General features: G+C 71.8%; 20 protein-coding genes. 10 read left to right on the forward strand and 10 right to left on the reverse strand.

The features are described from left to right. The first annotated feature begins 1 nt into the window (after window position 1). From BLU95_RS23765 to BLU95_RS23780, 4 genes are all read left to right on the forward strand, one after another. Window positions 2-1,165 carry an ABC transporter permease gene (locus BLU95_RS23765; RefSeq protein WP_093861786.1) on the forward strand — a complete coding sequence of 388 codons (1,164 nt, stop codon included), beginning with the start codon at window positions 2-4 and terminating at the stop codon, window positions 1,163-1,165. Then, the gene (locus tag BLU95_RS44285; RefSeq protein ID WP_093861787.1) at window positions 1,162-2,427 is read left to right on the forward strand and encodes an ABC transporter permease; all 1,266 of its coding nucleotides are present in this window, start codon (window positions 1,162-1,164) and stop codon (window positions 2,425-2,427) included. The genes BLU95_RS23765 and BLU95_RS44285 overlap by 4 nt, the downstream gene beginning before the upstream one ends. Next, window positions 2,424-2,840, forward strand: a complete 417-nt coding sequence (locus BLU95_RS44290; RefSeq protein ID WP_286158576.1) for a cytidine deaminase — start codon at window positions 2,424-2,426, stop codon at window positions 2,838-2,840. Before BLU95_RS44285 ends, BLU95_RS44290 begins: the two co-directional genes overlap by 4 nt. Before the next feature lie 186 nt (window positions 2,841-3,026). After that, window positions 3,027-4,304, forward strand: coding sequence for a thymidine phosphorylase (locus tag BLU95_RS23780; protein ID WP_093861788.1), 1,278 nt, complete (start codon window positions 3,027-3,029; stop codon window positions 4,302-4,304). A gap of 26 nt (window positions 4,305-4,330) precedes the next feature. Here BLU95_RS23780 and BLU95_RS23785 read toward each other — a convergent pair whose 3' ends face one another. Then, window positions 4,331-4,885: a Uma2 family endonuclease gene (locus BLU95_RS23785; RefSeq protein WP_093861789.1), complete on the reverse strand. Its 555-nt coding sequence runs from the start codon at window positions 4,883-4,885 to the stop codon at window positions 4,331-4,333. 211 nt (window positions 4,886-5,096) lie between these two features. Here BLU95_RS23785 and BLU95_RS45205 point away from each other — a divergent pair, with 211 nt between their 5' ends. Continuing rightward, window positions 5,097-7,589: a PKD domain-containing protein gene (locus BLU95_RS45205; protein ID WP_159424978.1), complete on the forward strand. Its 2,493-nt coding sequence runs from the start codon at window positions 5,097-5,099 to the stop codon at window positions 7,587-7,589. A gap of 73 nt (window positions 7,590-7,662) precedes the next feature. On the opposite strand, the gene BLU95_RS23795 is transcribed toward BLU95_RS45205, so the two are convergent. Both BLU95_RS23795 and BLU95_RS23800 read right to left on the reverse strand, forming a co-directional pair. Further along, window positions 7,663-8,370 (reverse strand): alpha/beta fold hydrolase, encoded by a 708-nt coding sequence (locus BLU95_RS23795; protein ID WP_093861791.1) that lies wholly within the window; start codon window positions 8,368-8,370, stop codon window positions 7,663-7,665. Window positions 8,371-8,464: 94 nt separating this feature from the next. After that, the gene (locus BLU95_RS23800; protein WP_093861792.1) at window positions 8,465-9,799 is read right to left on the reverse strand and encodes an MFS transporter; all 1,335 of its coding nucleotides are present in this window, start codon (window positions 9,797-9,799) and stop codon (window positions 8,465-8,467) included. A 107-nt stretch (window positions 9,800-9,906) separates the two neighbouring features. Between BLU95_RS23800 and BLU95_RS23805 the strand changes: the two genes are divergently transcribed. From BLU95_RS23805 to BLU95_RS43360, 3 genes are all read left to right on the forward strand, one after another. Then, a complete protein-coding gene (locus BLU95_RS23805; protein WP_093861793.1) occupies window positions 9,907-10,860 on the forward strand; it encodes a LysR family transcriptional regulator in 954 nt (317 codons plus the stop codon). Window positions 10,861-11,073: 213 nt separating this feature from the next. Continuing rightward, window positions 11,074-12,222, forward strand: coding sequence for an adenosine deaminase (locus BLU95_RS23810; RefSeq protein WP_093861794.1), 1,149 nt, complete (start codon window positions 11,074-11,076; stop codon window positions 12,220-12,222). A 211-nt stretch (window positions 12,223-12,433) separates the two neighbouring features. Next, window positions 12,434-12,778: an ATP-binding protein gene (locus tag BLU95_RS43360; RefSeq protein ID WP_197698615.1), complete on the forward strand. Its 345-nt coding sequence runs from the start codon at window positions 12,434-12,436 to the stop codon at window positions 12,776-12,778. A gap of 161 nt (window positions 12,779-12,939) precedes the next feature. On the opposite strand, the gene BLU95_RS23820 is transcribed toward BLU95_RS43360, so the two are convergent. The 4 genes from BLU95_RS23820 to BLU95_RS23835 all read right to left on the reverse strand — a co-directional run bounded on the left by BLU95_RS23820 (window position 12,940) and on the right by BLU95_RS23835 (window position 15,694). Beyond that, a complete protein-coding gene (locus tag BLU95_RS23820; protein ID WP_030393399.1) occupies window positions 12,940-13,122 on the reverse strand; it encodes a PspC domain-containing protein in 183 nt (60 codons plus the stop codon). Window positions 13,123-13,332: 210 nt separating this feature from the next. After that, window positions 13,333-14,157 carry a MerR family transcriptional regulator gene (locus tag BLU95_RS23825; protein ID WP_159424979.1) on the reverse strand — a complete coding sequence of 275 codons (825 nt, stop codon included), beginning with the start codon at window positions 14,155-14,157 and terminating at the stop codon, window positions 13,333-13,335. A 242-nt stretch (window positions 14,158-14,399) separates the two neighbouring features. Further along, window positions 14,400-14,831, reverse strand: a complete 432-nt coding sequence (locus BLU95_RS23830) for a nucleoside deaminase (RefSeq protein ID WP_093861796.1) — start codon at window positions 14,829-14,831, stop codon at window positions 14,400-14,402. Next, complete coding sequence (locus BLU95_RS23835) at window positions 14,828-15,694, reverse strand: LLM class flavin-dependent oxidoreductase (protein ID WP_093861797.1); 867 nt, start codon at window positions 15,692-15,694, stop codon at window positions 14,828-14,830. The genes BLU95_RS23830 and BLU95_RS23835 overlap by 4 nt, the downstream gene beginning before the upstream one ends. Before the next feature lie 94 nt (window positions 15,695-15,788). On the opposite strand from BLU95_RS23835, the gene BLU95_RS23840 reads away from it, so the two are divergent. After that, complete coding sequence (locus BLU95_RS23840) at window positions 15,789-16,262, forward strand: Lrp/AsnC family transcriptional regulator (RefSeq protein ID WP_093861798.1); 474 nt, start codon at window positions 15,789-15,791, stop codon at window positions 16,260-16,262. A 24-nt stretch (window positions 16,263-16,286) separates the two neighbouring features. Here BLU95_RS23840 and BLU95_RS45210 read toward each other — a convergent pair whose 3' ends face one another. The 3 genes from BLU95_RS45210 to BLU95_RS23850 are packed head-to-tail and all read right to left on the reverse strand — an operon-like array spanning window position 16,287 to window position 17,010. Continuing rightward, window positions 16,287-16,412 (reverse strand): hypothetical protein, encoded by a 126-nt coding sequence (locus tag BLU95_RS45210; protein ID WP_286158577.1) that lies wholly within the window; start codon window positions 16,410-16,412, stop codon window positions 16,287-16,289. Next, on the reverse strand, window positions 16,409-16,648 hold the full coding sequence (locus BLU95_RS23845; protein WP_093861799.1) for a hypothetical protein: 240 nt from the start codon (window positions 16,646-16,648) through the stop codon (window positions 16,409-16,411). Before BLU95_RS23845 ends, BLU95_RS45210 begins: the two co-directional genes overlap by 4 nt. Then, a complete protein-coding gene (locus tag BLU95_RS23850; RefSeq protein ID WP_093861800.1) occupies window positions 16,645-17,010 on the reverse strand; it encodes an ATP-binding protein in 366 nt (121 codons plus the stop codon). The genes BLU95_RS23845 and BLU95_RS23850 overlap by 4 nt, the downstream gene beginning before the upstream one ends. Before the next feature lie 209 nt (window positions 17,011-17,219). Between BLU95_RS23850 and BLU95_RS23855 the strand changes: the two genes are divergently transcribed. After that, on the forward strand, window positions 17,220-18,113 hold the full coding sequence (locus tag BLU95_RS23855; protein WP_093861801.1) for a helix-turn-helix domain-containing protein: 894 nt from the start codon (window positions 17,220-17,222) through the stop codon (window positions 18,111-18,113). Window positions 18,114-18,120: the final 7 nt, after the last annotated feature.

The following is an 18,120-nucleotide window of genomic DNA, read 5'->3' on the forward strand; positions in this document are numbered from 1 at the left end:
CATGACCAGTCCCAACCCCGCCGCCCAGCCCGCGCGGGCGAAGCGGTTCGACGGCGAGAAGATCGTCCTCGCCCTCGCAGCGCCGGTGCTCGCCGTGCTGCTGTCCGTCGTGATCTGTTCCGTCCTGCTGGCGACCTCGGGCAAGAACCCGTTCGACGCCTGGAACGTGATGATCACGTACGCGACCAAGTCGGACGGCCAGGTGGCCATCCTCAACCGGTCCACCACGTACTACCTGGCCGCCGCGGCCGCCGCCTTCGGCTTCCGGATGAACCTCTTCAACATCGGTGTCGAGGGTCAGTACAAGGTCGCCGCTCTGTTCACGGCCTACGTCGGCAGCCAGCTCGACCTGCCGTCGTTCATCCAGATCCCGCTGCTGCTGATCACCGCCATGCTGGTCGGCGGTCTGTACGCGAGCATCGCCGGTCTGCTGAAGGTCTTCCGCGGCGTCAGCGAGGTCATCTCGAGCATCATGCTGAACGCCATCGCGGTGGCCATCGTCGGCCTATTGCTCGTCCCCGGCATCTTCGCGCCGCAGAAGAGCGGCACCAGCAACTCGATCCAGACCGCCCCGGTCTCGGAGTCCAGCCACTTCTTCGCGATCAACACCGACGGCGGCCCGCTCTACGGCTTCCTCTTCATCGCGATCCTGGTCGGCGTCGCCTTCCAGTTCACCCTGACCCGCACCCGCTTCGGCTTCGACCTGCGCGCCACCGGCCGCTCGGAGACCGCGGCCACCGCGTCCGGCGTGAACGTCAAGCGCATGGTCGTCGTCTCGATGGTGGTCTCCGGCGCGCTGGCCGGCCTGATCGGCCTGCCCGAGCTGCTGCAGAACTCCTACAACTTCGGCCAGAGCTTCCAGGCCGGCCTCGGCTTCCTGGGCATCTCGGTCGCCCTGCTCGGCCGCAACAGCCCGATCGGCATGGCCTTCGCGGCGGTGCTGTTCGCGTTCCTGGACGCGACCGGCTCGCAGCTGCCGCTGCCGCAGAACGGCGGCTTCCCGTTCGAGATCGTCCCGGTCATGCAGGGCACCATCGTCATCTGTGTCGTCGTCGCCTACGAGCTGGTGCGCCGCTACGGCCTCAAGCGCCAGCAGCAGAAGGTCGGCGCCGAGCTCGCCGCCCAGGCCGCCGCGGCCGCCGAGAAGAAGGAGGTGTCCGCATGAGCACGGCCACCGCTGCCCGCGCCAAGGCGCCGGGTGCTCCCGCCAAGAAGCGCAAGATGTCCTGGCCGGTGGTGCTGCTGCTGATCGCGGGCGCCCTGGTCCTCTTCTCGGTCGTCGGCGTCATCACCGGCAACCACTCGCTGACCTCCTCCGGTCAGGTCACCGCCGCGCTCAGCGCCGCCGTGCCGATCGGCATGGCCGGTCTGGGCGGTCTCTGGTCCGAGCGGGCCGGCGTGGTCAACATCGGCCTCGAAGGCATGATGGTCGCCGGCACCTTCTGCGGCGCCTGGGGCGGCTACCTGGTCAACCCGTGGTTCGGCCTGGTGGCCGGCATGCTCGGCGGTGCGCTGGGCGGCCTGCTGCACGCCGTCATCACGGTGACCTTCGGCGTCGACCACATCGTGTCCGGCGTCGGCGTCAACCTGCTGATCCCCGGCATCTGCGCCTACGTCAACCGGATCTACTACAAGGACTACATCTCCGTCGGCGCCGGCGCGAACCAGTCCCCGCCGGCCGATCCGCTGCCGTACATCACCGTCCCCGGCCTCTCCTCGGGGCTGAAGGACATCGAGGCGCACCACTGGTTCGTGGTCTCCGACGTCGCCGGTGTGCTCGGCGGCCTGGTCACCAACATCTCGGTGGTCGTGCTGCTGGCCGGCGCGCTGATCGTGGCGAGCTACTTCGCCCTCTGGCGCACGGTGTTCGGTCTGCGGCTGCGCTCCTGCGGCGAGAACCCGACCGCGGCCGAGTCGCTGGGCGTCAACGTCTACAAGTACAAGTACCTCGCGGTCATCATGTCCGGCGCCTTCGCGGGCCTCGCCGGCTCGTACCTCTCGCTGGTCGCGGCGCACTTCTACAAGGACGGCCAGACCAACGGCCGCGGCTTCATCGGCCTTGCGGCGATGATCTTCGGCAACTGGATGCCCGGCGGCCTCGCCATGGGCGCCGGCCTGTTCGGCTTCACCGACAGCCTCCAGCTGCGCGACCCCGAGTCGGTGCACGCGCTGATCCTGGTGGTCGCCATCGCGATGGCGCTGCTGGCGGCCTGGCACCTGTACCGCCGCAAGCACACCGCGGCCGTGATCACCGCGGTGGTCTCCGGCGGCCTGTTCGCCTGGTACTTCACCACCGACGAGGTGCAGCGTCCGCTGATCGTCGCCACGCCGTACGTGATCACCCTGGTGGTGCTCGCGCTGGCCTCCCAGCGGCTGCGCCCGCCGAAGGCGGACGGTCAGATCTACCGCAAGGGCCAGGGCAAGTGACGCCCGCGGCCGAGGCGGCCGGAGCGGCCGCGGCGGTCGACTGGGACGCGCTGCGGGCGGCGGCGCGCGAGGCGATGAGCCACGCGTACGCGCCGTACAGCAAGTTCCCGGTCGGCGCCGCCGCCCTGGTGGACGACGGCCGGACGGTCACCGGCTGCAACGTGGAGAACGCCTCGTACGGTCTGGCGCTGTGCGCCGAGTGCGGTCTGGTCTCCATGCTGCACGCGACCGGCGGCGGCCGGCTGACCGCGTTCACCTGTGTGGACGGGGCGGGCGAACTGCTGATGCCGTGCGGCCGCTGCCGCCAGCTGCTGTTCGAGCACGGCGGTCCGGACCTGCTGGTCGAGCTGCCCTCCGGGGTGCGGCCGATGAGTGAGGTCCTGCCCGACGCGTTCGGGCCGGAGCGCCTGTAGGCGCGGCTCTGGCCTTGCCGTTTGTTACGCGCGTAGAGTGTCGCGAGTGGGGCCCTTCCGGGTCGACTCGCGACACTCTTCGCCTTTTCCGCCCCGCGTCCCGAACGCCGCCGGTCGAACCCCGCATCGTGAATCTCCCTTCTTGAACCCCTCTTGTTGAACCTCTCTTGGAGCAATGGAGCATCCATGGACGCCATCTCCGTCATCAGGACCAAGCGCGACCGCGGAGAGCTGAGCGATGCTCAGATCGACTGGGTCATCGACGCCTACACCCGCGGGGAGGTCGCCGACGAGCAGATGTCCGCGCTGGCCATGGCCATCCTGCTGAACGGCATGAACCCGGGCGAGATCAGCCGCTGGACGGACGCGATGATCCGCTCCGGCGTCCGGATGGACTTCTCCTCGCTGGCGCAGCCCACCAGTGACAAGCACTCCACCGGCGGCGTCGGCGACAAGATCACCCTGCCGCTCGCCCCGCTGGTCGCCGCCTGCGGCGCCGCGGTGCCGCAGCTGTCCGGCCGCGGCCTCGGCCACACCGGCGGCACCCTCGACAAGCTGGAGTCCATCCCCGGCTGGCGCGCCCTGCTCTCCAACGAGGAGATGCTCCAGGTGCTGCGGGACACCGGCGCGGTCATCTGCGCGGCCGGCGACGGCCTCGCCCCGGCGGACAAGAAGCTGTACGCCCTGCGCGACGTCACCGGCACCGTCGAGGCGATCCCGTTGATCGCCTCCTCGATCATGTCCAAGAAGATCGCCGAGGGCACCGGCGCGCTCGTCCTGGACGTCAAGGTCGGCTCCGGCGCGTTCATGAAGAACCTCGACGACGCCCGCGAGCTGGCCCGCACCATGGTCGGCCTCGGCACCACCGCCGGCGTCAACACGGTGGCCCTGCTCACCGACATGTCGACGCCGCTCGGCCTCACCGCGGGCAACGCGCTGGAGGTCCGCGAGTCGGTCGAGGTGCTGGCCGGCGGCGGCCCCGCCGACGTCGTCGAACTGACCCTGGCACTGGCCCGCGAGATGCTCGCCGCCGCGGGCGTGCACGGCAAGGACCCGGCCGACGCGCTGCGGGACGGCTCCGCGATGGACCACTGGCGCCGCATGATCGCCGCCCAGGGCGGCGACGTGGACGCCCCGCTGCCGGTCGCCCGCGAGCAGCACGTGATCCCGGCCCCGGCCTCCGGTGTGCTCACCACCCTGGACGCCTACGCCGTGGGTGTCAGCGCCTGGCGCCTCGGTGCCGGCCGCGCCCGCAAGGAGGACCCGGTGCAGGCCGGCGCCGGCGTCGAGATGCACGCCAAGCCGGGCGACACCGTGGTGGCCGGCCAGCCGCTGCTGACCCTGCACACCGACACCCCGGAGCGCTTCGAGTACGCGATCGAGGCCCTCGCCGGTGGCATCGAGGTCTCCCCGGCCGGTACCGCGTTCACCCCGAACCCGATCGTGCTGGACCGGATCGCCTGATGCCGTTCCCTGCGCACGTACGCCGCTCAGGCGTACGTGCGCAGGACCCCGGTGTCGAGTGTCCACGGGCCCACGGTGATCGTGTCACCGAAGGCGAACTCCTTGCGCGAGGTCCAGCCGGGCTCGTCGTGAACGATGCCGGTGCCCTTGCGGGGGTCGACCAGCAGGTAGAGCGGGATGCCCATGGCCGCGTAGTCGCGGACCTTGTTGCGGTAGTCGTTCTCGGGATTGGACTTCGAGACGATCTCCACGACCAGCAGCACCTCGTGGGGGAGGAGTGCGGGCTGCTCGTCGTCGAGGGCCGTGAGGGGGAACACCATCAGGTCGGGATTCCGCAGCTTGCCCATCCCGGCGTCCTCCAGGTCCGCGCCGCCGTGAGCGATGTAGCCCGGATGCGTCTGCGGAAGCTGGGCGTTCAGCTGCTGGGCGATGCGGACGACGGCGAGCTCGTGGCGCTTCACCGGCGACATCATCATGACGATCTCGCCGTCCGCGATCTCGATCTTCCCTATCCCGGGAATCTGCGGCAGCTGATCGGCGATCTCGCGCAACCGGGCGTACACGGCAGGATCGATGCTCATGTTCCGGAGTCTAGTGACGGCCGACGACAGCCGCGCCCGTCCCGGGCGGCCGCCCGGGTCAACCGCACCCCACGGTCGGAGACGTCCGACCCCACCCCCATAATTCTCACCAATGCTCCGCAGACACTCCATCGGGTCGGGCACGGCCCACCCGGGTCGGGAACGGCCGCGAGTGTCGCGGCTTTGACGATTCTTGGGGGAGAAGTACACCGTGCGCATCCGTCACACGGCCGGTCTGAGCGCCGCCGTGGTCTCCGTCGTGGTGGGCCTGCCGCTGCCCGCGACGGCGGCCGAACCGGCCGCCGTCCTGTACGTCCAGGGCTCCGACGGCGCCTGCACGAACAGCGGTCCGGGCACCCGGGCCCAGCCGTTCTGCACCGTCCAGGCCGCCGCCGACCAGGCGCTGCCGGGCCAGACCGTGGAGGTCGCCCCGGGCACCTACGCCGAGGACCTGGTCGTCAAGCGCTCCGGCGAGCCCGGCAGGCCGATCACCTTCCGCGGGGGCGGCAGTCTCCTCGAGCGGAAGTCCTTCCCGGTCATCAGCAGTGCGCAGAAGCAGCCGGTGAAGATGTCCGGCCGGCACGACATCGTGTTCTCCGGCTTCAACCTGACCCACTTCGAACTCGACGCCGTCAGCCGGGTCGAGCTCTCCGGCAACTGGATCCAGCAGCCGAACGGCGGCATCTTCCGGCCCGCCGTGAGCATCACCGGTGCCAGCGACGGCGTCCGGGTCGAGCGCTCGCTCGTCAGCCTGCCCCACGGCGGCGTGAAGGTCGGTCCGGGTGCGACCGGGACGGTGATCGCCGGCAACGACTTCAGCTCCACCTTCGGGTCGGCCGTGTCGGTGACCGACGCGCCGAACACGGTCATCACCCACAACACCGTGCGCTACCAGTGGAGCGTGTCGACCGCGATCGACCTGGCCGGCGCGTCCCACCACGCGACGATCACCAACAACGTCGCCGACATGTCCGTCGTCCAGGTCTCGGCCGGCTCGACCGAGGGCACCGTCCTCGACCACAACACCGTCGAGTCGCCCTCTCCCGGTTATACCCCGGTCTACAAGTGGGGCGGCACCGACTACCTGGATGCCCCGCAGCTGAAGGCCGCGACCGGCCAGGGCGCCCACGACCTGAACCCGTACTCGATGAGCTTCGACTTCGACCAGTTCCCGTTCTCGGTGCCGACGGCCCTGCTCGACACCTGGCAGCCCGGCATCGTGGTCGACTCCGCCGGTCCCGACGTGCCCGGAACCCCGGCCGTCGACCTGTTCGGCCACCGCCCGATCGACCACCCCGGCGCCCCCGACGCCGGCCCGAGCGGGGCGTTCCGCGACCGCGGCGCCTACGAGGTCGTCGGCTCCTTCAAGGCCGACCTCACGGTGACCCCGGAGAGCGACTCCGACCCGCTGGCCGTCCGGATCGACGCCAACCCCGTCATGCCGACGCGGATCGCCGACTACTCCTACGACTTCGGCGACGGCACCACGGCCTCCGGGCCCGACCGCCCCGTCGAGCGCCACGTGTACGCCAAGCCCGGCGACTACACGGTGAAGCTCACGGCCACCGACGAGCTCGGTGCCACCCTGACGCGCCAGAAGTGGTTCAGCGTCGCCTACACCCCGGCCGGCTACACCGCGATCGCGCCGACCCGTGTCCTGGACACCCGTGAGGCCGGCAGCCGCTACCCGCGGCTCGGCGCCGGCGAGACCATCGACCTGGACGTCCGCAAGCCCGGCTCCGCCACCCTGGTGCCCGCGGGTGCCACCGCCGTCGTGCTCAACCTGACCGCGACCGAGGGCACCGCCGACAGCCACCTGGACGTCTACCCGTCCGCCGCCGCCCGGCCGACCACCTCGAACGTGAACTTCGGCCCCGGCCAGGACGTCGCCAACCTGGTGACCGTCCCGATCGGCCCGGACGGCAAGGTCGTGGTGCGCAACAACTCGGGCACCGTGCACGCCGTCGCCGACGTCCTCGGCTACTTCACGGCCGCCGCCCCGGACCGCTTCACCTCCCTCGCCCCGGCCCGGCTGCTCGACACCCGCTCCGACGCCACCCCGCTGGCCGGCGGCACCCCCCGACGCCTCCAGATCGCCGGCACCGGCGGCGTCCCGGCGGGCGCCACCTCCGCGGTGCTCAACGTCACCGCCACCGAGTCCGCCTCGGCCGGCTTCGTCGCCGTCTACCCCGGCGGCACGGCCCGCCCCGCGGCCGGCTCCAACCTCAACACCGCCCCCGGCCGGAACATCGCCAACCAGGTCGTCGTCCCGCTCGGCGCCGACGGCAGCGTCGAGCTGTTCACCAACGCCGAGAGCTCCCACCTCGTGGTGGACGTCTCCGGCTACTACAGCCCGGACGGCAAGGGCCTGTTCACCCCGGTCACCCCGACCCGCCTGCTGGACTCGCGGGGCAACGTCACCTTCGCGCCGTTCACCAGCCAGCGGGTCTGGCGCGTGCCCACCGGCGCGAGCGCCGCGGTGGTCAACCTGACCGCGACCGGCACCCTCGGTGCCACCCACCTCACCGCGTGGGCCACCGGGACGGCCAAGCCCGACACCAGCAACCTCAACGCCACCCCCGGGACGGACGTCTCCAACCACGCCACCGTCCCGGTCAGCCCCGAGGGCACGTTCGAGCTCGCCAACCACGCCGGCACCACCGACGTGATCGCCGACCTCTTCGGCTACTACCGCAACCAGTAACAGCGGGCCGGAGAACCGAAGAACGCCTGAGGCCCGGCTCCCTCCCGCGGGGGAGCCGGGCCTCAGGACGGCGTCACAGGTTCCCGGGTCGACGCGAGACCTTCTCGGGGGCGGCGGTGAGGGCGAACTCCAGGAACTCCTCCGGGGCCTCGCGGACCAGGTCGTGGCCGACCAGGAGGGTGTGGACGGTCCAGGCCGGGTCGTTGCGCAGACGGTCGACGGTGTCGAGGAACGGGGTGTCCTCGAAGCGCTCCGCGTGCAGGTAGACCCGGGGGACGTCCAGGGCGTCGGCGGCGCCGGAGAGCCGGACCGGCTGGAGCAGGGTCGCCAGCGGGTGCACCGTGGCGCGCGGGTCCAGGGCCGGGTTCAGGCCGACCAGGGTGCGCCCGCCGCCCGCCGCGGCGCCGGCCAGGTAGCGCCGCTTCCAGACGTCGTTGACGATGTCGTACGCGGACTCGCCGTCGCGCGGCACGAACGCGTCCGCGTACACCAGCCCGGCGATCCGCTCCGGGGCCCGGTCGGCGACGCCGGAGGCGACCATGCCGCCGTAGCTGTGCGGGACGAGGACGGCGTCGGTGATCCGCTCGGCCTCCAGCAGGCCGAGCACGTCCTGGATGTGCGTCTCCAGGTCGACGGCCAGGGTGTTGAGGTGGCCGCGCTCGCTCACCCCGGTCAGCGTCACCGGGTGGACCTCGTGTCCGGCGGCCCGCAGGCCCTCGGTGATCGGCCGGTACCACCAACCGCCGTGCAGGACACCGGGGATGAGGACGAACGTGGCCATGGTGGTTCCTCTGCTCGCGCTGTGCCGGTCGGGACGCGGCCGAAACTACGGCGGATACCTGACAGCGAGTGTCAGGTATCAGCCGCGGCACCGTTCAGCGGGCCGCGCGGAGGGCTGTCCGGGCGCCGGCGTGGGCCCGGTGGGTGGCGTAGAGGGTGACGCCCGCGGCCAGGGCCATCGCGGTCAGACCGACGGTGGCGGCGCCGGGCCAGCCGGTCGCATGGTAGGCGTCGGCGCCGATCGTGCCGCCGAGGCTGTTGCCCAGGTAGTAGGCGATCAGATAGAGCGCGGAGGCCTGGGCGCGGCCCTCGGTGGCGGTGCGCCCGACGGCCGAGGAGGCGGTGGCGTGCCCGGCGAAGAAGCCGGCGGTGATCAGCACCAGTCCGAGCAGCGCCGGCAGCAGCGAGTCGGCGAGGGAGAGCAGCAGCCCGAGCGTGGTGGTGCCGATCGCGACGTACAGCGCGCCGCGGCGGCCGAGCCGGCCGGCCAGGCGTCCCGCCGCGGCCGAGGTGGCGGTGCCGACCAGGTAGACCACGAAGATCGAGGCGGCGACGGACTCCGGCAGGTGGAAGGGCGCGGCGATCAGCCGGTAGCCGACCGTGTTGTAGACGGCGCCGAAGACGGCCATGAACAGCAGCCCCAGCGCGTACAGCCGCAGCAGCAGCGGGTCGCGCAGGTGGCGGCCGACGGTGCGGGCCAGGGCGCGGGGGTCCACCGGGGCCGGGGTGAAGTGCCGGGCGGCGGGGATCAGCAGCCGGAACGCCAGCACGGCCAGCAGGGCGAGGACGGCGGAGGCCGCGAGCCCCCAGCGCCAGCCGAATCCGGCCGCGACCCAGCCGGAGACCAGCCGTCCGCCCATGCCGCCGATGCTGTTGCCCGCCACGTACAGCCCCATCGCCGAGGCCAGCGCGGAGGGGTGGACCTCCTCGGCGAGGTAGGCCATCGCGGTGGCCGGCAGTCCGGCGAGCGCGGCGCCCTGGAGGGCGCGCAGGACGACCAGGGTGGTGAGGTCCGGAGCGAACGGCAGGGCGAGGGCGAGGGCGGCGGCGGCCAGGGTGGAGGCCGTCATCACGGCGGTGCGGCCGTAGCGGTCGGAGAGCGCGCTCGCGGGGAGCAGGCCGAGGGCGAGACCGAGGGTGGCGACGGAGGCCGTCCAGCTGGCCTGCCCGGGGGTGAGGCCGAGGTCGTCCGAGAGGACCGGCAGCAGGCCCTGGGTGGAGTAGAGGAGGACGAAGGTCGCGATTCCGGCGGCGAACAGGGCCAGGTTGGCGCGGCGGAAGGAGCGCTGGCCGGGGCGGTGGCGGTCGTCCGGGCGGATTCCGTCGGCCGCGCGTCGGCTGTCCGGACGGTGGCGGTCGTCCGGGCGGGGGGTCGGCCGGGCGAGGGCGTCCGAGGTGGCCACGGACGCCCCGGTACTGGAGGGCTGCATGACGTCGAAGGTAGAACCGCCGCACTGATGCGTCCAATGCATGATCGGGCAATAATCCATACCTGGACGCATGAGTCCAGCTCACGGACGAGGGACGGGGCAGTCTGATGACCGGTGTGACCGAGCCGACCCTTCCGGCGGAGCTGGGGCCCGGGCTCCCGGCCGTCCAACTGGCACCGAGGCTCGCCCAGTTCGCGGCCGTAGCGCGGCTGGAGCACGTGACGCGGGCGGCGGAGCTGCTGGGCGTGCCGCAGCCCACGCTGTCCCGGGCGGTGGCCCGGCTGGAGGCCGAACTGGGTGTCGACCTGCTGGCCCGTCAGGGCCGCACGGTCCGGCTGACCCGGGCGGGCCGGCTGCTGCTGGCCTCGGTGGAGCGGGCACTGGCCGAGATCGAGCGGGGCGCCGAGGCGGCGCGGGCGGAGGCCGACCCGCAGACCGGCCGGGTGGCGTTCGGCTTCCTGCACACCATGGGGACGGACACCGTGCCGGCCCTGCTGCGGGACTTCCGGCGGGCGTACCCGCAGGTCAGGTTCCAGCTGGTGCAGGACTACGTGGGCGCGATGCTGGACCGGCTGCGCGCGGGGGAGCTGGACCTCTGCCTGGTCTCGCCGCTGCCGGACGACGATCCGGCGCTGGTGGCCCGCCGGCTGGACGAGCAGCGGCTGTACCTGGCCGTCCCGGCGGACCACCGGCTGGCCGGGCGGCGCCGGATCCGGCTGGCGGAGGTGGCCGAGGAACCGTTCGTCGGGCTGGAGCGCGGGTACGGGATGCGGGCGATCACCGACGGGTTCTGCGCGGAGGCCGGGTTCGTGCCGCGGCTCGCCTTCGAGGGGGAGGAGACGGAGACCCTGCGCGGGCTGGTCGCGGCCGGGCTGGGCGTGGCGCTGCTGCCGCCGGCGCTGGTGCCGCGGCCGGGGGTGGTGGAGCTGGAGGTGACGGCGCCGCGCACCCGGCGGGTGATCGGGCTGGCCTGGGCGCCGGGGCGGCCGGTGACCCCACCGGTGGCGGCGTTCCGGGACTTCGTGCTGTCGCGGCGCGGGCGGCTGCTGGCGCACGACTGAGCGGGGCGGGGGCCGGGGCGGGCGCGGGGCGGGGCGGCGGCCGGGTCGGGCGGTGGGCGCTGGGTGGTCGGGCGGTGGTGCCGGGCCGTCCGGGTGGGTGTCCTGCGGGCAGATGACCCGAATCGTCCGTTCGGTGGAATTCCCGGTGGACATTGGACGATTCGGCCCTGTGAACGGTGGCCTGTCTACGCGCGTAGGAGCTACACTCCCGCAATGGAGAAGCAGATCCCCGTCACCACCGCGGGCACCGGCCCCCGGATTCCCACCCCCGACCAGATCGCCCGCGCCCCGAAGGTGCTCCTGCACGACCACCTCGACGGCGGCCTGCGCCCCGAGACCGTGGTCGAGCTGGCCGCCGCCGTCGGCTACGAGGGCCTCCCCACCACCGACGCCAAGGAGCTCGGCGAGTGGTTCCGCGAGGCCGCGGACTCCGGCTCGCTGGTCCGCTACCTGGAGACCTTCGCCCACACCTGCGCCGTGATGCAGACCCGTGAGGCACTGATCAAGGTCGCCGCCGACTGCGCCGAGGACCTCGCCGCCGACGGCGTCGTCTACGCCGAGGTCCGCTACGCCCCCGAGCAGCACCTGGAGCGCGGCCTGACCCTCGACGAGGTCGTCGAGGCCGTCCAGGAGGGCTTCCGCCTCGGCGAGGCCAACGCCCGCGCGGCCGGCCACCGGATCCGGATCGGCACCCTGATCACCGCGATGCGGCACGCCGCCCGCTCGCAGGAGATCGCCGAGCTCGCCAACCGCCACCGCGAGGGCGGCGTCGTCGGCTTCGACATCGCCGGTGCCGAGGCGGGTTATCCCCCCACCCGCCACCAGGCCGCCTTCGACTACCTCAAGGGCGAGAACAACCACTTCACCATCCACGCGGGCGAGGCCTTCGGCCTGCCGTCGATCTGGGAGGCCCTGCAGTGCTGCGGCGCCGACCGCCTCGGCCACGGCGTGCGGATCGTCGACGACATCACCGTCGAGGAGGACGGCACCGTCAAGCTGGGCCGCCTCGCCGCGTACGTGCGCGACAAGCGCATTCCGCTGGAGATGTGCCCCACCTCCAACCTCCAGACGGCCGCCGCCGCCTCGTACGCCGAGCACCCGATCGGGCTGCTCAGCCGGCTGAAGTTCCGGGTCACCGTGAACACCGACAACCGGCTGATGAGCGGCACCAGCATGAGCCGCGAGTTCGAGCACCTGGTGGAGGCCTTCGGCTACACGCTGGGCGACATGGAGTGGTTCACCGTGAACGCGATGAAGTCGGCGTTCCTGCCGTTCGACGAGCGGCTCGCGATGATCAACGACGTGATCAAGCCGGGCTACGCCGAGCTCAAGGCCGAGTGGCTGTTCAGCAACGGCGCCTGAGTCGTCGCTCGGTGGTCGGATGAACGACCTTTTCCGCCAAGGAAATTGGCGTTCATCCGACTACTCCCTCGAGTGGGTGAAGCGCCGTTGATCCTCGTGCGATCCAATCACTACGGTGTGCCAGTCATTGCTGACCGGCTGTGGTGGACGGGCCCCCGTTGCGCCAGTCGCGCGGGTCGGCCACCGACGAGGACCCAAGGGGACTAACCAGATGAAGCAGGCCACTCTCAAGGCCGCCGGCACCGCCGCGCTCGGCATCGCCATCGCCGCGGTCGGCGCCGGCGCCGCGTCCGCCGCCCCTGCGGCCGCCACCGGTGGCCTCGGGCTCCCGACCTCCCTGCTGACCAACCCGGCGGCCACCGGCGCCGTCACCGACGCGGCGGGCAAGCTGCCGGTCGCCGACAAGGTCAGCGGCACCCTCGGCACCCTCGCGCCCAGCGCGGGCCAGGCCGCCGCTCCGGCCACCGCCAACCGGGCCGGTGTGCCGAGCGTTCCGGGCCTCGACAAGACCCCGATCGGCGGGCTCACCGGCATGCTTCCGGGCCTCGGCGGCTGATCCTGCCGCACGGCTCCGAACGGCCGAAGGGGCCGCCCACTCCCGTCGAGGAGTGGGCGGCCCCTTCGGCCGTTCCGCGCTTGCCCCGGTGCGTTCCGGGACCCGGGTGCTTTCCGGCCCCGGCGAGGTGCACCGGGGCCCGGGGGCGCCGGGCTCCGGTGTCACGCCTCCTGGGGGAGCAGCAGCCAGAGCGCCAGGTAGATCAGGAACTGCGGGCCGGGCAGCAGGCAGGACACCAGGAAGATGATCCGGACGGTCCACGGGGTGAGTCCGAAGCGCTCCGCGATCCCGGCGCAGACGCCGGCGATGACGCGGTTGTGGCGGGGGCGGGCGAGGCGGCTCATGGTGAACTCCGTTGCTCTGGTGGCGCCGGTGACCGGTCCCTCCGGCTGGCGTACCTCCATGCTCCGTCCTCGGGCCGCCCGATTCCTCCGCCCGGAAGCCGATCCTGTCCCTGACCTGCGTCGCCGTTGGGCAGTAGTCGCTCTCGGGGTTCCGCTCAGGGTCGCCCCGGAGATTGACGGGGGCGGGGAAGGGGAACCGGCGCGTCTCGGCTACCCGCGCGGACGGAACGGGACGGTGACGTCCGAGACGTGATCGTTCGGTCCGGCGGTCATGAAGTTCGGGTAGTACACCTCCCGGTTGCCGCCGCAGCGCTCGTACCCCCGCTCGGCGACCCAGGCGCCGACCGCGTCGTGGACGGCCGCCATCGCCGCGAAGTCCCTTTTTGCGGCCGTCAGTTCTGTGTACGCCTCGCGGTGCGCCGGGTGGATCCTCACGGCGATCCGGCCTACCGGCTCGACGGTGTTCAGCGTCGGCGCGCACACTTCGACCGGGCCGTCGGAGTCCTCGTCCACGTGGCCGTGGAAGACGGCGAAGATCGGTCCGGACAGGCATGCGTCGGTCGACTCGAGGTGGGCGAGCAGTGACTCGCCGGCCTCGCCGATGAAGCCGACGAGTCCGGCGGCCGTCACACGGCGGCGCAGGCACAGCACCTTCTGCTCCGGTACCTCGCGCTCCGCGATCCGGTACATGGTGGAACCCCTTCCGGTCAGCACTGCCCGGGCGTAGCCCACCGCCTCCCGGCGAGCCGTGTGCGCGGACTCCTGCTCGCGCCAGTAGGCGTCGAGCAGCCGGGGCGGCTCGTCGCCGTCCGCGTCGAGCACCGCCGCGATCCGGGCCAGCGGCATGCCGACGGCGCGCAACAGCGCGATCCGGCGCGCCCGTTCGGCCTGGGCGAGGCCGTAGCGGCGGATCCCGGTGTGCGGGTCGACCCGGGTCGGCGCCAGCAGCCCCCGGTCCCCGTACAGGCGCAGCGCCTTGGGGCTGAGCCTGGTGCGGGTGGAGAGTTCCCCGATGGTGATCAAGTCCTCGTGCACGGAGCCAACTCTTGCCCCTGCCCCTGGGGCAGGGGCAACCCGCCCGGGGGTCGCGCGTGCGGCTGCTGCCCTTCCCGCTTCGCCCTTCCCGCTTCGCCTCTCCCGCTCCGCCTTCCCGCTCCGCCTCGCCCTTCCCTCCCGGCACTTCCCGCCCCGCACTTTGCAAAGTGCACTTTGCAAAGTGTTTCCACACTTTGCAAAGCCCGGGAGGGCTTTGCAAAGTGCCCCCGGACCCGCCCGGTTCAGCGGTAGTACGGCTCGACAGCGGCCCGGACCTCCTCGAACAGCGCCGGGCCCTCCTGCGGTACGGGCGGGAGGCCGCTCCCCGGCCGGATCCCCAGCAACTGCTCGCCGGAGAGCGCGAACACGACCCGGCCGAGGCCGGCCTGCCGGAGCGCGGCCGCGCACATCGGGCAGGGCTCGCAACTGGTGTAGAGGGTCGTCCGGGTTGCCGTGGCGAGGTCCAGCTCCCGTCCGGCCCAGCGGGCGAGCTTCAGTTCGGGGTGCGCGGTGAGGTCCCGGTCGGTGCGCGTGGTGTTGCGCTCCTCGGCCAGCACGGTGCCGTCCGGGGCGGCCAGCAGCGAGCCGAACGGCGGGTCGCCGTGGGTGCGGGCTTCGACGGCGAGGGCGATGGCGCGGCGGAGCAGGGCGTGGTCGGCGGCGGTGAGCGTCATGAGGGCTGTTCCGTTCGGGTCGGTGCGAGGTGCAGCAGGTCTGCGACGGCGGCGAGGGCCTCCCGGGCCGGTGCCGGGTCGCGGGTCTGCTCCGGGTCGCCGTGGTAGGGGTCGAGGACGACGGTGTCGGCGCCCAGCAGCCGGAGCCGGGCGAGGTCGGCGGAGATCTGCTCGATGCTGCCCTCGCCCGCGAGGCGGGTCGGTCCGGCGACCGGTGCGGGCGTGAGCCTGAGGGCGATCCGGGGCGCGAACGCCGGTACGGGGAGCGCGTGTTCCTCCGCGTACGCCCGCAGCCGATGCGCGGCCTCGCACAGCCACGGTGTGGTGGGCCGCAGCGGGTGCCAGGCGTCGCCGAGGCGGACGGCGCGGCGCAGGCCCGCGTCGCTGTTGCCGCCGACCCAGAGCGGGATGCGGCGGGTGCCGTAGTCGGCGGTGTCCGCCCAGGCGGTGCGCAGGCGGCGCAGGTGCTCGTCGGTGAGGCGGCCGCGCTGCTCGAAGGGAACGCCGAGGGCGGCGAACTCCTGCCGCGCCCAGCCGATTCCGACGCCGAGCACGAGGCGGTGCCCGCTCAGTGCGTCGAGGTTGGCGGCCGTCCGGGCGGTGAGGAGCGGGTGGCGGTAGGGGGCGATGAGGACGGTGGTGCCGAGCCGGACCCGGTCGGTGTGGGCGGCGAGCCAGGCGAGGGTGGTGAACGGTTCGTAGAACGGGGCGGGGTAGCGCACGGCGACGTCGGGGGTGATGGCGACGTGGTCCGAGACCATCAGCAGGTCGAAGCCCAGGCCCTCGACGGTCCTGGCCCAGGTGAGCAGTGCCGCCGGGTCGGTGCCGGGGCCGAAGTTGGGGACGTTGACTCCGATCTTCACGCCCGAAAGCCTAGGTACGGAAGGCGGGTTGACTGAAGAGGCATCCACCGGTTCAGGGGTTGATCGGCCGTGGAATCACCGGCAATCTGGGCACATGACCGAGATTCTTGACGCGACGGACTGGGCGATCCTGGCCGAGCTCCAGGAGGACGGGCGGATCGCGTTCGCCGAGCTGGCGCGCAGGGTGAACCTGAGCGCGTCGGCCACGACGGAGCGGGTGCGGCGGCTGGAGACGGCGGGGGTGATCACGGGCTACCGGGCCGAGGTGGACCTGGAGCGGACGGGATATCCGGTGCTGGCGGTCGTCCGGCTGAAGTACCCCGGGCCGGCGGCACGGCACGAGCCGCTGCGGCGGCTGCTGGAGGAGCGCTCGGAGATCCTGGAGTGCCTGCGGACGACCGGTGACGACTGCTACTCGCTGAAGATCGCCACCACGTCGATGGGGCACCTGGAGGAGATCGTCGACGAGCTGGCGCAGTTCGGGAGTACGACGACCAACCTGGTCCTGAGCCGCCCCCTGGCCTTCCGCGGCCCGGCGGTGCCTCGCACGGTGGCGGCGGAGCAGTAGCAAGGCTGCAATGAGTGGAGCGGGTCAGTGGTCGGGGTGGTCCTCCTCGTCCTCGCCGTGCACTTTCAGGGCGGTGATGACACCCGTGACGACAGTGGCGAAGGCGAGGGCGAGGAGGACGACGAAGGCGGCGCCGATGAGGAAGTTCACGCAGGTCGGCCCGTTTCGCGGAGGAGCGTGAGGAGGTTGAGGAGAGTGGCGACGGAGGTGTCGCCGAAGTCGACGAGGAGACGGCCGTCGACGGTGCTGCCGTTGACGGCGGCGGAACCCCACTGGATGCCGAAGGGCTTGCCCCGCTCGTGGAGTTCGCGGAGAAGGGCGGAGACCTCGGGCTCGGTGTAGGTGCGGAGGATCCTGTCGTGGGGCGCCAGGGGTTCGAGGCTCATGCGGCGGGCTCCAGTTCGAACCAGACGACCTTGCCGTGCTTGTTGCTGGTGGCGCCGAAGCGATCGGTGAGTGCCCGGACGAGGTGAAGGCCCCTCCCGGACAAGGCGTAGAGGTCGGCAGGGTTGCGGGCTTCGGGGAGCACCGGGCTGTCGTCGCACACGGAGACGCGCAGAACGCGGGGGCAGAGGGACACGATGACGTGCGGTGCCGGGGTTCCGGCATGCTTCCAGGCGTTCACGAACAGCTCGTGCAGGGCGAGTTCGGCGGTGTGGACGGTGTCCGGCGGCCAGTCGGCCGAGGTGAGGAGCTCACGCAGCTCGTGACGGACGACGGACCAGTCAGGCGGAACATGGGCACACATGGGGACCTCCGGGGTGCGGGGAGGAGCGGTTCATTTGCAGGCCAGCCGTCACTGACGCCCAGTCATGCGACCGGCGCAACAGCGAGGCTAGGTTGGCGAGTCATAGTGTTGCAACCAAAAGGGCAAGGTTGACCCGTGTGGGTGACGCTTGGCAGGTAGTGACTGCGCCAGCCGATGCGGAACACTGTGGGGCGAGGGAAGGAACCGCCGTGGGGCTCAGGGGAGAGATCAGTCAGCGGCAGCGCCGCTTCGGCGAGGAGTTGCAGCGCCTTCGCATGGCGGCGGGCCTGTCGGCTCCGGAGGCCGGCGCGCTTGTGGGCATGAGAAGCCCGGCCGTCAGTCACACGGAGGCGGGACGAACCGGCCTCAATCAGGAACGGCTGGGGATCTGGCTCGACGCCTACGGCTGTGAAGATCCTGTCTACCGGGCCAAGCTCGCGGACATGGGGCGGCGAACAGGCAAGGGTTGGTGGTCGGAGTTCGCCGATCGTGTGTCGTTGCTCACGCTCGACCTGGCCGAGACGGAGGACGGCGCGGCGCTGATCGACAACTACGAAACGTTCTACCTGCCCGGTCTCTTGCAGTTGCCCGCGTATGCCGAGGCGATCTTCGAAGGCGCTGACCGTGATCGGAGGTTCGATGCGGAGGCCGCGATCGAGTTCCGCATGAATCGGCAGCGCATCCTGAACGATCTGCCGCGACGGCAGTTCCGATTCGTCATTCACGAAACGGCTCTGCGCCTGCGCTTCCCCGGGGACGCGGTGATGAGGGCGCAGCTGGCGCACCTGCTTGAGGTGGCCGAGCTGCCCAATGTGACCATCCAGGTCCTGCCGTTCGCGGCGTTGAAGAAGCCTCCGCATACGGGCCAATTCCTGTTGCTGGACCCAGGGGCGGAGAATCTCTCCACCGTTGTTGTGGATCACCCGAGCCGCGCCGAGTATCTTGGCGACCGGCACTCGATCGTGACGTACCGCAGGACGTTCAATCAGCTGAGTGACCTTGCGTTGCCCCCGGTCGACACTGACCGTTCGCCCCTCGCGCTCTCGTCTTCACGTGACTCGTGCGGGCTCATCCGACATCTTCTCTACCTGCTCCAGACGTGAAGGGCGC

It is taken from the genome of Streptomyces sp. TLI_053, assembly GCF_900105395.1.
Classification (GTDB): domain Bacteria; phylum Actinomycetota; class Actinomycetes; order Streptomycetales; family Streptomycetaceae; genus Kitasatospora.

Bases quoted from the DNA above. Each gene is read 5' to 3' on its own strand.
- BLU95_RS23810 (WP_093861794.1), top strand. From the start codon at position 11,074: ATGGAGAAGCAGATCCCCGTCACCACCGCGGGCACCGGCCCCCGGATT.
- BLU95_RS23785 (WP_093861789.1), bottom strand. From the start codon at position 4,885: ATGAGCATCGATCCTGCCGTGTACGCCCGGTTGCGCGAGATCGCCGAT.
- BLU95_RS23830 (WP_093861796.1), bottom strand. From the start codon at position 14,831: ATGACGCTCACCGCCGCCGACCACGCCCTGCTCCGCCGCGCCATCGCC.
- BLU95_RS23845 (WP_093861799.1), bottom strand. From the start codon at position 16,648: ATGAGCCTCGAACCCCTGGCGCCCCACGACAGGATCCTCCGCACCTAC.
- BLU95_RS23800 (WP_093861792.1), bottom strand. From the start codon at position 9,799: ATGCAGCCCTCCAGTACCGGGGCGTCCGTGGCCACCTCGGACGCCCTC.
- BLU95_RS23795 (WP_093861791.1), bottom strand. From the start codon at position 8,370: ATGGCCACGTTCGTCCTCATCCCCGGTGTCCTGCACGGCGGTTGGTGG.
- BLU95_RS23805 (WP_093861793.1), top strand. From the start codon at position 9,907: ATGACCGGTGTGACCGAGCCGACCCTTCCGGCGGAGCTGGGGCCCGGG.
- BLU95_RS23840 (WP_093861798.1), top strand. From the start codon at position 15,789: ATGACCGAGATTCTTGACGCGACGGACTGGGCGATCCTGGCCGAGCTC.
- BLU95_RS23765 (WP_093861786.1), top strand. From the start codon at position 2: ATGACCAGTCCCAACCCCGCCGCCCAGCCCGCGCGGGCGAAGCGGTTC.
- BLU95_RS23850 (WP_093861800.1), bottom strand. From the start codon at position 17,010: ATGTGTGCCCATGTTCCGCCTGACTGGTCCGTCGTCCGTCACGAGCTG.
- BLU95_RS23780 (WP_093861788.1), top strand. From the start codon at position 3,027: ATGGACGCCATCTCCGTCATCAGGACCAAGCGCGACCGCGGAGAGCTG.
- BLU95_RS43360 (WP_197698615.1), top strand. From the start codon at position 12,434: ATGAAGCAGGCCACTCTCAAGGCCGCCGGCACCGCCGCGCTCGGCATC.
- BLU95_RS23820 (WP_030393399.1), bottom strand. From the start codon at position 13,122: ATGAGCCGCCTCGCCCGCCCCCGCCACAACCGCGTCATCGCCGGCGTC.
- BLU95_RS44285 (WP_093861787.1), top strand. From the start codon at position 1,162: ATGAGCACGGCCACCGCTGCCCGCGCCAAGGCGCCGGGTGCTCCCGCC.